General features: G+C 36.2%; 9 protein-coding genes. 4 read left to right on the forward strand and 5 right to left on the reverse strand.

The genetic code is table 11. The features are described 5' to 3' along the window. Positions 1-74 precede the first annotated feature (74 nt). Entirely contained in the window at positions 75-1,874 is a 1,800-nt protein-coding gene (locus EZ449_RS06225; RefSeq protein WP_225872245.1) for an FAD-dependent oxidoreductase, read from the reverse strand. Between the two features lie 268 nt (positions 1,875-2,142). Here EZ449_RS06225 and EZ449_RS06230 point away from each other — a divergent pair, with 268 nt between their 5' ends. Beyond that, positions 2,143-3,225, forward strand: coding sequence for an acyltransferase family protein (locus EZ449_RS06230; RefSeq protein ID WP_131557107.1), 1,083 nt, complete (start codon positions 2,143-2,145; stop codon positions 3,223-3,225). Between the two features lie 251 nt (positions 3,226-3,476). On the opposite strand, the gene EZ449_RS06235 is transcribed toward EZ449_RS06230, so the two are convergent. The 3 genes from EZ449_RS06235 to EZ449_RS06245 form a co-directional block, all read right to left on the reverse strand. Then, positions 3,477-4,043, reverse strand: coding sequence for a glycosyl-4,4'-diaponeurosporenoate acyltransferase CrtO family protein (locus tag EZ449_RS06235; protein ID WP_131557108.1), 567 nt, complete (start codon positions 4,041-4,043; stop codon positions 3,477-3,479). A gap of 148 nt (positions 4,044-4,191) precedes the next feature. Continuing rightward, positions 4,192-7,296 (reverse strand): ligand-binding sensor domain-containing protein, encoded by a 3,105-nt coding sequence (locus EZ449_RS06240; RefSeq protein WP_131557109.1) that lies wholly within the window; start codon positions 7,294-7,296, stop codon positions 4,192-4,194. 63 nt (positions 7,297-7,359) lie between these two features. Beyond that, on the reverse strand, positions 7,360-8,082 hold the full coding sequence (locus EZ449_RS06245; protein ID WP_131557110.1) for a LytR/AlgR family response regulator transcription factor: 723 nt from the start codon (positions 8,080-8,082) through the stop codon (positions 7,360-7,362). Between the two features lie 501 nt (positions 8,083-8,583). On the opposite strand from EZ449_RS06245, the gene EZ449_RS06250 reads away from it, so the two are divergent. Continuing rightward, positions 8,584-9,222 carry a serine O-acetyltransferase gene (locus tag EZ449_RS06250; RefSeq protein WP_131557111.1) on the forward strand — a complete coding sequence of 213 codons (639 nt, stop codon included), beginning with the start codon at positions 8,584-8,586 and terminating at the stop codon, positions 9,220-9,222. Between the two features lie 146 nt (positions 9,223-9,368). Next, positions 9,369-10,400 (forward strand): Atu2307/SP_0267 family LLM class monooxygenase, encoded by a 1,032-nt coding sequence (locus EZ449_RS06255; protein ID WP_131557112.1) that lies wholly within the window; start codon positions 9,369-9,371, stop codon positions 10,398-10,400. A 930-nt stretch (positions 10,401-11,330) separates the two neighbouring features. Here EZ449_RS06255 and EZ449_RS06260 read toward each other — a convergent pair. Continuing rightward, positions 11,331-11,771, reverse strand: a complete 441-nt coding sequence (locus tag EZ449_RS06260; protein ID WP_131557113.1) for a DUF4395 domain-containing protein — start codon at positions 11,769-11,771, stop codon at positions 11,331-11,333. A gap of 114 nt (positions 11,772-11,885) precedes the next feature. Between EZ449_RS06260 and EZ449_RS06265 the strand changes: the two genes are divergently transcribed. Beyond that, entirely contained in the window at positions 11,886-12,446 is a 561-nt protein-coding gene (locus EZ449_RS06265) for a hypothetical protein (RefSeq protein WP_131557114.1), read from the forward strand. Positions 12,447-12,465: the final 19 nt, after the last annotated feature.

The following is a 12,465-nucleotide window of genomic DNA, read 5'->3' on the forward strand; positions in this document are numbered from 1 at the left end:
ATCTATCTCGCTACAAGCCAGAAACAATACAAATTATTATAATGTAGCGCCGTCTAAATTTTTACGCTTTAATTCTAATTTGGCACTCCAAACCTGAGCAATTGCTTCTGTTTCAGTAGCAGGGCCTTTAGTTCTTTATAATCTACCTCTTGCACCGATGTTTTTTTAGCTATGGCGAGCACTGCAGCTGTGGCAGCAGATTCTCCTAAAATCATAAAAACGGGCTCCATCCTTACCGAACCATAGGCAATGTGCGATGCGGAAAGGCACACTGGAACCAAAAGGTTTGTACATTGCTGTTGCTTTGGAACGATAGCCCCATAGGAAATTCCATACGGCGCTGGCGCCTTCACCCCGATATCTCCCTCATTTTGAACAAAGCCTTCAGTAGTAATATACCTTTGTACATTATGCGAATCTAACGCATAAGAGCCCATGGCAATGGGAAAAGGTACAGATCTTTTTCCTAGCACTTCATTTTCAGTCATCACATAATCAGATATCATGCGCCTTGCTTCTCGAACATAAATCTGATAGGGCCAATTTTCATTATCCTTAAATTCATCCTTTGCAAGCCCCCAAGTATTTAGTTTTTGCTGGAGGTCTTTGGGCACTCTTTGGTCGGTGCACATAAAGTACATTAGCCCTTTCTGGTAATCTGCATGCGCCTTTATAATTTTATTTCTTTTTTCGTAAACAGCCTCAGGATAATCATAGTTCATCCCAATAAAATCTGTACTAAACGGGCCGTGGTTGTTCGTATCAGTTTTGTGGTTGGGCAGTGGGTCATATTTATTAAAAAGTGCTCTCCATCCGCTATCAAATACACGGATCAGCAGTTCGTAATCTTGCGGATTATAACGATCGGGCTTTGGAAAAGCTATCCTATTTTCAGTTTTGTTGGTCAGGCACATCCTAAAACAGTAGGCTTGAAGCTTTTTGTCTTCCGCACCGTTAATTCCGATAGGCGTACTGTTAATCTCTGGGAGAAATCCGCTATTAGGATTCCCAGGGATTTTATAAGGATCTATGGCTTTTGCAAAATGGTGTTCATGCTGAAAAACCATTGCTTGCACACCGTTCCATGTTTCGCCGTAACGGCTATTTGGTTCTCTCCCTACATGATAGGTTATGCCAGCTGCTGCCATTAAGTCTCCTTCGTAGGTTGCATCTATAAACACCTTTCCCTGGAATTTTTCCCCATTAAGCATTGAGATTTCTGTAATCTTACCTGCTTTCATCTTCACACCAGATGCTCTATTAAGCCAACTATTTCTGAATACACGAATGTGGTTTTCCTTAACAAAATCCTCCATTACTTTTTCGGCAACATGAGGTTCAAAAATCCACATGGTTCGGTCTTTACCATCAATAGCGGGAGTTCCTTGTCCCTTGTTACCGTACTCACTTTTACGTTGCCATTTCCAAGCTGAATCTTGCTGATAGTGGAGGTAGACACGGTGGTAAAATTCTCTAGCGAGACCTCCAATCACGCTCTTATTTCCTGTATCAGTAAATCCGAGACCAGAAGAAGAAAGCCCACCTAGGTGATTATCGGGAGAAACCACGATCACTGAGCGGCCCATCTTTGTTACTTGCACCGCAGCGGTAATTGCAGCGGCAGTACCACCATAAATGATTACATCAGCCTTTTGCGTTTTAACAATTGCTTGGGCAGCGGCATCTAAACCGACTGAGAATATTGCGATGGCGAGAATTATGAACTTTAAGGATGATCCGTAATTTCGCTTAGAAATCATCATTAAAAACCTAAGGCCATAAAGAATTAGCAATTGTACATGCTGCTGAATGGTTAAGGATTTTTTATCTCCATCCTTTAAACCCTTACGCACTTTAATATTATTATTTGCCATATCTCTATGGTAAATATAATAAATTCTAGCTTAGTCATTACTCCTACCAATTACATCAATTTCATCAAACTATTTATCGATTAGAGGAATTAGACAGCAGCAAAAAGAAGTTAATCATGAATTATTAACTATCCTAAACATAATCGATACAAACTTGATCTAATTTCACGCAAAATAATTTTTGTGTGTTTTATAAAAGATAATTATCGAGAAAGGAAATCTGCAAAAATATTTTATCACTATCTTCGACGCCATCCGAATTAGACTTATGAATCAAACCGTACCCGCATCCCTACTATCATCAAAACCGCATTTTGAAATTTTGGATGGCCTCCGTGGTTTAGCAGCTGTAGCCGTAGTGATTTTTCACTTCATGGAAATTGCCGTACCAGATTATAAAGATAATTTTATTGCTCATGCTTACTTAGCTGTAGATTTTTTCTTTTGCCTTTCTGGCTTTGTGATTGCTTATGCTTATGACCAGAAACTAAAAAGCATAGGTTTAATAACTTTTTTAAAACTCAGACTTATCCGCCTGCATCCCTTGGTTATTATAGGCTCAATTATTGGGATTGTTGCGTTTGCGTTCGATCCGATGAGTAATCTTTTTGCTACCTATGAGGGTAAAAGTTTTTGGATGTTTGTTGCTTCTTGTTTAATGATCCCATATCCACTTGTTCATGAGCGGTATTTTAATTTCTTTCATTTAAACCCGCCAACATGGTCACTTTTTTGGGAATATGTAGCAAATCTTTTCTATGCTTTCTTTTTAATTAAGTTAAAAAATAAAACATTGTGGTTGCTTACAGCAATTGCTGCAATATTACTGGCGTATGAAGCTTATAAATCAGGCAACCTTTCTGTTGGCTGGGGTGGCGATAATTTCTTCGGAGGTGGGGCAAGAGTATTTTACTCATTCGTTGCAGGTATTTTAATTTATCGTTCCAACTGGAAGATCCCTTCAAAACTCGGCTTTGCTTCGATCGGAATACTTTTAACATTGGTTTTTTTGATCCCTTACTCAGAAAAATTTAATTTCATAGTAGAGCCAGTAGTAGTTATATTTTTTCTTCCATTAGTTATTGCATTGGGCGCTGGGGCTAGCTCAATAAAAAAATCAACATGGATTTGCCGGTTCTCAGGCGAAATTTCTTATCCACTTTACATGGTACACTATCCTTTCATTTGGCTATTTATGAGTTATGTAGAAAGTAAAAAACCTATAATGAATGAGATGATTATTGTAATGGCGGTTGGTGTTGTGGCATTAATCATATTCGCTTATTTAGTTCTCATCCTAGTTGATATTCCAATCCGCAAACAACTCAAAAAGAGAATGGAGGCCAGATAAAAAAGCTATTGTTTAGGTTTTAAAATTTAAATCGACAGTATTATATCACTGTCAAATTATTATTAGCGCCCTAGCTGATAACAGCAATAACTTCTACAGACATGACCATCTAAAGAAATAATTTTCAAGATATTAAAAATATTTAAGCGTATAAATACCGGAATTTATAGCAATTTAAAATATTATATTTTACTTTTCATTGCAACATATTATATTCACAACAATAAATCAAGTATTCAATGAGGGCGTATCTATGGGATGATAGCGCCCTCTATTTTTCCCAATCTAGGTGCATTAGATTGGATTAAACATGAGCTTTTTCTCGCTATTAATTTAGAAATACGTATTCGATTATATTGCTGAAGCATGATAGGATAAAGATTATAAATGATGTTACCTATTAAAATTAGCACTGCCGCAGTATAGTTCTTGTTAATTACTGCCAACAAATCACTTAAGGCAAAGAACATTAGGCAGAAAAGATGAAATCGCTCATACATAGTTGTTTTATTCAGCAGCTTCTCGTAAGAATTCTTTTTTGTCATCTTATCAGTGTTCGGAGTTTGTCTATAAAAATTATTAACAACATCGCCATCTTGAACAAATCTTCGAACTATCCGAATGCCAAATCGCTCATATAGTGCTCGGTTGATGCTGATTTGATATAAGCTTAATTTGAAACAAGCCATTACTAATCTTAACAAAATAAAAACAGAAAATAGCAAGGGATCCCAGTAAACATACCAATACCAAACGATGATGCTAAAACCTAATATTGTCCAGAAAATATTTATTAGCTGACTAAAAAAAACTTTCATCTGGATTAAAAATACAGTTTATGACTGGGGTATGAAGAATTGAGAAACCTACTTGACAAAAAAAAAAGATCAATATAGATGAAGTGTTTTAATATTTATCATTCAAACAAATCTAATTGCTTCTAATTGTGGAGTTTTTAATATGTGATTACAGTTCGTTGAGGTAAGTAGCAGGAAGTATAAGTACAGCGATGGTGCCTGATTTTCCATCCTCGATAACTTCCTTAATTTCAAAAGAAGCACTTGCGGCAGTAGTAAGTGCATTAATAGCCTCAATTCTTTCTTCAATACCTTTTATGGCTAACGACTTTTGTTTCAATAGGTTATTTACTTTTTGGCGTTTTGCCTTATCTAACCCAATTCCATTGTCTGTCACTGTAAACCGGACCACATCATCGTTTTGTGTAAGTGTTACCGTAACCAATCCATCAGCTTCCGGATAGTTTCTTAAACCATGATGAATAGCATTTTCTATCAATGGTTGAAACAACATAGGTGGTACAGATAGCCTGCTCATATCTATATGCTCATCATACCTAAAGCTAAAGGCGAATTGGTTGCTAAATCGAACGGCTTCCAATTCTGTGTACAACTTAATCGCTTTCCATTCTCTATCGGCTGGCACTAAACTTTGGGTAGAATTCTCGAGTACCAACCGACAAAGGCTGGCAAATTTTTGCACCATTAAACTGGCTTGCTTAGCATCATTATCAACAATAAAAGATTCTATTGAATTGAGGACATTGAAAATGAAATGCGGATTCATTTGAGCCCTTATTGCGGTTAATTCACTCTCTACAAGTTTCTGTTTAAATAGTGATTCGGTGCGAATAAAATCGATCCTTTTTCGAACGATGAAAGTTATTATTGCTACAATAGTCAAGGCAACAAAAATCTCAAAAATTAAGGTTTCATACCAATGCGGCTGAACGGAAATGTGTATTTTTTCTTCTTTACTAAACACATTGTCATTATTACTTCCTTTGATAAATAAGGTGTAGCTACCCTCAGGTAGGCTCCCTAGAGCAATATCACCATTTTTAACACGCTGCCAATGAGCGTCGTTTCCAAATCGATAGTAATAATTGTTTTCTTGGGGTGCGGTGTAATTTGCCACTGAGAAATGAATGTTAATAAGCTTGGTACCAGGAGCAAGCGTTATGTTTGTTGCCCCGCCTTTAAAGCCTACCAATTGTTTTTTCCCATCTGCACTTACACTCATTAATACCACTTTCGGCACCATGGTATTTGTTTTTACCCGGTATGGATTAAAACGGGTTACGAAACCACTAAAACCTAGCAAAAAATTCCCTTGACTATCTTTTTCAAAAAAACCGTGCCCTTCATATTGAAAAGGCAAGCCGTTATTAATATTAAAAAAAGTGAATTTCTTTTTTCGATCGTATTTTATTATGCCCTGTTGCGACGGTATCCATAAATTACCTAACGAATCCACCAAAATCCGTTTGAGGTAATTTTCTGGTAGCCCCATTTTTGAGTTAATCAATAAACCAGTTCCTGTAGTTTTATTAACTTTAACTAAACCAACATCAGATACTGCCCATATTGTATTGTCTTTATCTTGCGTTAAATCGGTAACCCATGTAACGGTAACCTCCTTACCACTAATATCTCGCACCACAACTTTCTTAAACAAATCTTGTTTTGGTAAATAATAGCTAATGCCACGGGTTGCACCCACCCAAAGCACATCATTTTGATCGAGATAACACGCATATACCACTCCATCTATTTTTTTTCCATCGGGCCGGTAATTCTTTAAAAACCTACCTTTTATTGGGTCGAAAATATAAATCCCATTTTGTCGAGCCCTGAGCCAAAAAAGTCCATCCTTTCTTTTATATATTTTAGATATCGCAAGATTAGCTTTGTTGCTTAAATCTACATTAGGTAGAAAATAATGGTCGTATTTGTTCGAGGTTTTCTTAACCAAACCAGAATCGGTGCTAAACCATAAACTTCCTTTTGCATCTTTGTAAATGCTGTTAACCGATTTACTGAGGTTGCTTTTAGAAAATGCTGGTATCTTTTCAAAGTGCTCCTTTAGATTCCATTTTTGATCGTAAACATAAACTCCCTTTGCAAAGTATCCCGTAAGGTAAAATTTTCCATTTGCCTCCAACATGTTATTTGGTAAGCCAAAAAGCTTCGGGTTAATGAAGCCTGATTGCTGGTAAAGTGGAAGATTCTCGAAATTTTGTAAATAAGGATCAATGATATTGATTCCTTCATCTGTTGATAACCAAAGTCTATTCTGCTTATCTTTTGCGATGTGATAAATCGTGAAGCCTTTTAATGATGATGGATTTAAATTATCGAAACGATATTCCTTATAACGATTGCTTTTTAAATCTTGCAGAACAAAACCGCCTGCAGCACCAATGCAAAGCCAATTTTGCTGCTCATTATCAGTCCATTCGGCAATATCAAAAATCTTGGTATCACGTTCCTTAAAAAGTGATGGGATTAATGTTTCATAAATTTTGGAATCAGGCGCAAACTTTTTGATACCATCTCCAGTTGCACCCATATAAATTTTACCATTACTAGCTTGATGAAAGGCGGTATTGAGATTTGAGTTACCTTGACTATAAAGCTCTAATTTTTGTTCTTTTTCATTAACAAGATAAATACCAAAGGCACTTAGCGCCCAAATTCTATGTTTATTATCTTCCTTAATTACAGTAAAGGTATTATGATAATGATTTGGATCTGGCAAATTAACAGCTGGGGCTGTATAGGTAATAAATTGCTTGGTTTTAAAGTTAAACCGTTGCACACCGGCCCAAGTTGCCAACCATAATTGCCCCTTACTATCTAAAAAAGGATAACATTTTTCATTTGTAGACAAACTATTTTTATTGCCCTCTTGGTGGTGATAATTTACAGATTTTCCAGTGTTTGGATCGAAGTGTGACAACCCATTTAATGTACCTAACCAGAGGTGGTTATCGCGATCGCCAACAATATACTCTATGGCATCATTAGCAATGGAAGTACTATCATCATCGTTATGATGATAAACCGCAACTCCCGTTCCATCGTACCTATTTAAGCCCTTAGAGGTTGCAATCCAAACGATACCATTATTTGCAATGTAAACGCAACGGATGGCATTAGTGCTTAAGCCATCTTTTACGGTAAGTTGATTGAACTTTAAGGCAGGAAATTCTTGCGAGCTGGCAACCAGACCAAAAACCATCAAGGCAAAATAGATAAACCAACATTTCATGCCTAATATTATGATGCTTAATTGTTTTTTAAAAAGTTTAATTTACTGATTCTCTTTGAGGTACTAGAATAATCTTTTCATCAGTTCATCCTTTCTAAGTGAGGAAACTTCTACCTCTGCCCCATCAACAAACTCCAGTGTTCCGCCGTCTCCCTTTCTATATTTCACTACATAATCTAAATTGACAATTACCGATCGGTTAATGCGCATAAAATGTTCATCATCGAGCATGTTTTCATATTCCTTTAATGTTTTAGATACCACGATCTTTCTAGAATCTGCTAAGATAAACACACTGTAATTGCTCATGGCCTCTACCCTGGTAATGTTCGATCGTTCTACCAGATAAACCCCTTCTGCTGTGTTTAGCGCCATTCGGTGACTTCCCAATTTCGCAACCTTTTCGTTCCTTACAACGGGTTTATCGGCAACACGCTTTCGCAGTCTTCCAACTGCCTTTTGCAATTCTTCCTGATCAACGGGCTTTAAAAGATAATCGACTGCACTTAAACGCAGCGCTTCGAGGGTATAATGATCAAAAGCAGTTGTAAAGATCACCTCAAAGCTAAAAGTGCCCAAACTTTCGAGGAATTGAAAACCATTTAAACCAGGCATTTCAACATCTAAAAAAAGAACATCTGGTTTTATTTCCTCCATTGCAGCAAGTGCCAGTATTGGATCGTTAAAAACTGCCGAAACTGATAAAACCTCAGCAAATTCCTCAAGCTTATGACTTAATAATTTACTGCCCCTAATCTCATCATCCAATATAACTGCTCTTAACATTGTTTAGGATTTGGTCTTAAATTTCGTTTATTAAATCTGTCAATACAAATCATATTAAGGTTTAATTTAAATCACCTTTTTTGTTGCAATACCATTATTGATTTGAATGGAACCTGCATAACCCCCATCATGATTAAAGGTAAATAAGCATTAAAAAGAGTTTACATTTTTAGTAACCTAGCAGAATGTATGTTTAGATGAGTGAATGTATTATCTAAATGAGCGAATATAAATGGTATCGATTGGTAAAAAACAAATTGGATATTTTTAAAATCACTAAGAGTACCAGAAGAAGAAATTTAGTAAACGAATTGACTATTAAAATGCACTTACAACAGCTTACAGTCATTGCTTATTAAATCTATATACGTAACCTATTTATGTAAAGTAAAAAACATACTAAGTTATAAGACAGATTCTTACCAAACTGTAAATTAAATTTAAGATATAGTAATTATTTGTAAGATATTTTTTATTTTCACATTAATTATACGCCCTAACATGAAAAAAATCTTAGTTGCAATAAGTTCGATCCGGCTTATTCCTCATATCATTCTTTTAAACCTCAGCAGCCAAAGATTGGGCATAAAATATGAAATCGATAGGTGGCTAAAGTTAAGTCAAATTGATGAGGGTGTACAAATTGGCTTTCTGTACCTAATGACGTTTTATCCAGAATACAGAAATTTATTTTATTACAGAATTGGGCACGTTTCCTTAGCGCTAAATTTTTTATGCCCAAGAATGGATACACTATTTATCTCTACAAAAAGTATTGGATATGGACTATTTATCCAGCACGGTTTTGCAACAATTATTGCGGCCAAATCCATCGGAAAAGATTGTTGGATCAATCAGCAAGTTACCATTGGCTTTAACGATGCAGAATCACCAGTTTTAAACGATAATGTAAATATAAAGGCTGGCGCTAAAGTTATCGGAGATGTATCCATTGGAAGTAATTCTACAGTTGGTGCCAATGCAGTTGTGGTAAAGAATGTACCAGAAAACTGTGTTGTTGTTGGCGTACCGGCTTATATTATTAAAAGAAATGGTGTAAAGGTAAAACATGATTTACCATCAAGACCCATTTTATCGGAGGAAGATCCGTTGTATGGCTTGATAAATAAAACTTGGTAGATTGATTTATTATATCAGGCTCAGATTTCTATATTAAGCCAAATCTATTTTTAACTCCAGATTCCCCACAAATTTTATTTTCTTACCATACATCAAAAATTCTCTACCCCCAACTTATTAACTTTGCTTCATAAATTTTAGCAATTATGGAATTAGGTATAGGTATGTTCGGCGATTTGCAAATCAATGCAAAGGGAGAAATTCAATCCGCTCAACAAAGACTTCAGGAAATTATAGAAGAAATTAAATTGATGGATGAAGTTGGATTAGATTTCTACGGAATCGGTGAGCACCATCGTCCTGATTATGCGGTATCGAGTCCTGAAATTATTTTGGCAGCGGCAGCAACGGTGACCAAAAACATTAAGTTGAGCAGTGCGGTTTCGGTTTTGAGTTCATCAGACCCTGTAAAACTTTACCAAAATTTTGCAACAGTAGATTTGATTTCAAATGGCCGAGCAGAATTAATGGCTGGTCGCGGAAGTTTCATAGAATCTTTTCCCTTGTTCGGTTACAATCTTCAGGATTACGATGAACTTTACGAGGAAAAATTAGAGCTGCTTTTAAAAATCAATAAAGAGCCTAAGATTACCTGGAAAGGGAAATTCCGTCCTGAATTGGTCGATCAAGAGATTCTGCCTCGAGCTGTTAATGATAATTTAAAAATCTGGGTGGCTGTTGGCGGAACACCTGAATCGGTTGAAAGAGCTGGTAGATTAGGTTTGCCAGTGATGTTTGCCATCATTGGCGGACAACCCACTCAATTCAAACCACTATTCGATTATTATAAAAAAGTTTATCAGGCTTATGGGCATGATATTAATAAATTCGAAGTCGGTGTTCACATGCACTCATTATTCGGCGAAAACAGTCAGGAAGTTTCAGATTATTATTTCCCGTTATACTCGGCACAAATGAATAGAATTGGAAAAACCCGTGGTTGGGCTCCTTTCCAAAGAAACCAATTTGAGGCTGGGAGAAGCAGCAATGGCGCTTTAATTATTGGCGATGCAAACGAATCAGTAGATAAAATTTTAGCAATGGAGGAAACTTTTGGTTTAACCCGCTTCTCTGCCCACATGGATGTTGGTGGACCATCACACGCAGCCATGATGAAATCGATAGAAATTTTCGGGAATAAAATTGCGCCTGAAGTTAGAAAAGCATTAAAAAATTAGTCTAAACCATACTCTTATGCCTCGGTTCATATCTTCACGAATCGAAACAAATTGATTAGTTCGTGAGGATACAAACCAAGGCAGAGGAATAAAATTACGCCTGAAGTTAGAAAAGCATTAAAAAATTAATCTAAACCATACTCTTATGCCTCGGTTCATATCTTCACGAATCGAAACAAATTAATTGGTTCGTGAGGACACCAACCAAGGCAAAGGAATAAAATTACGCCTGAAGTTAGAAAAGTGTTGAAAAAAATAATTTAAGCCTTGCTCTTGTGCCTCGGTTCGTGTCTCCACGAATCGAAACAAATTAATTAGTTCGTGAGGACACAAACCAAGGCAGAGGAATAAAATTACGCCTGAAGTTAGAAAAGCATTAAAAAATTGATCTAAACCATACTCTTGTGCCTCGGTTCGTATCTCCTCGAATCGAAACAAATTAATTGGTTCGTGAGGACACAAACCAAGGCAGAGGAATAAAATTACGCCTGAAGTTAGAAAAGCATTAAAAAATTAATCTAAACCATACTCTTATGCCTCGGTTCATGTCTTCACGAATCGAAACGAATTGATTGGTTCGTGAGGACACAAACCAAGGCAGAGGAATAAAATTGCGCCGAGTTAGAAAAGTGTTGAAAAAAATAATTTAAGCCTTGCTCCTTTTCAGTAATTGTAGAAAAGTATCTTGTGCCTCGGTTCGTATCTCCACGAATCGAAACAAATTAATTAGTTCGTGAAGACACAAACCAAGGCAGAGGAATAAAATTACGCCTGAAGTTAGAAAAGTGTTGAAAAAAATAATTTAAGCCTTGCTCTTGTGCCTCGGTTCGTGTCTCCACGAATCGAAACAAATTAATTGATTCGTGAGGACACAAACCAAGGCAAAGGAATAAAATTGCGCCGAGTTAGAAAAGTGTTGAAAAAAATAATTTAAGCCTTGCTCCTTTTCAGTAATTGTAGAAAAGTATAAACATAACAGCCGACGCAAATACCTAATAAGCTTTCGAGTAATGCAAAAATTATCATTATCGAAGTCAGGATTAAGGCAGCGGTAAAAAAGTTAAATATAAATGTCGCGGTAATCAAGAGGCAAAAAACAAAGCCCATGGTTGCCGCGAATTTTTTAGGTGCTAAATCTGTCATCTTAGGCTTTAAATTCAAAGCTTTCGAAATCTTGATGGCAATGATTTTCAGCAAACTAAACTTCCCCGAGGTAAAAGCCCTTAAGGCAAAATCGATAGTCAGAACCAATATTGCCCAATAATTTGAATATGAAATACAGCCGATTGCGATCAAAGCAACTATAAAAGCTACAATTCTCACAACATTTTCATTCACTCTTTCAGCTGATATTGGGCAGGATAATTCCATAGAAATTTATTTAAATCAAAAATAGAGAACTCACCTATTTATTAACCAACATTTTGATAATTTTACATCTATAAAGTAATTTGATTATTTAACGAACTCAAAATCTCCACAGTAATGCGAACTAAAAACGCCTTAGTTATTACGCTTATCATCCTTATTTCAGCAACGGTTTCATGCAAAAATAGAAGTCAGCAAATCGATCTGGTTCAGCAAGCAAATTTCGATCAAGCCATTATTGCTGATCTACCCGCTTATAAAAACTTGAATGATTTGATTATTAAACATATGGATACGATCATAAATTATAGAAGCGCTCAAATCGATCATCCCGAAGACATTGAATCGTTTGATTTCTTACACGACGATGAAAAAGAAAATCATTTTATTCAAAAAAACATTAACTTCAGTAACATGCCAGGATTTATACTTCCAAAACTTGAAAGTGCATTTTATGCAATCAAGAAAGGAAAAATAAGCGGTTTTAGCATCACCCGGAAAGGAATGATTGACATGTCGGTAGAGCATACATACGATCAGAAAACCAATTGCGACACTTATGGAAGCCTAGTGTGGAATATGCCAAAAGATTTACCAATTTCAGCGACGGCAAAAGACACCCTTTTAGCCAATAACTGTAGATATATTGTTCATGTTGTAAAACGCGGAAACCCATAATATACCCTCCTCTTTTCAC

The organism is Pedobacter frigidisoli (genome assembly GCF_004331675.1).
In the GTDB taxonomy this organism is placed as follows: Bacteria; Bacteroidota; Bacteroidia; order Sphingobacteriales; family Sphingobacteriaceae; genus Pedobacter; species Pedobacter frigidisoli.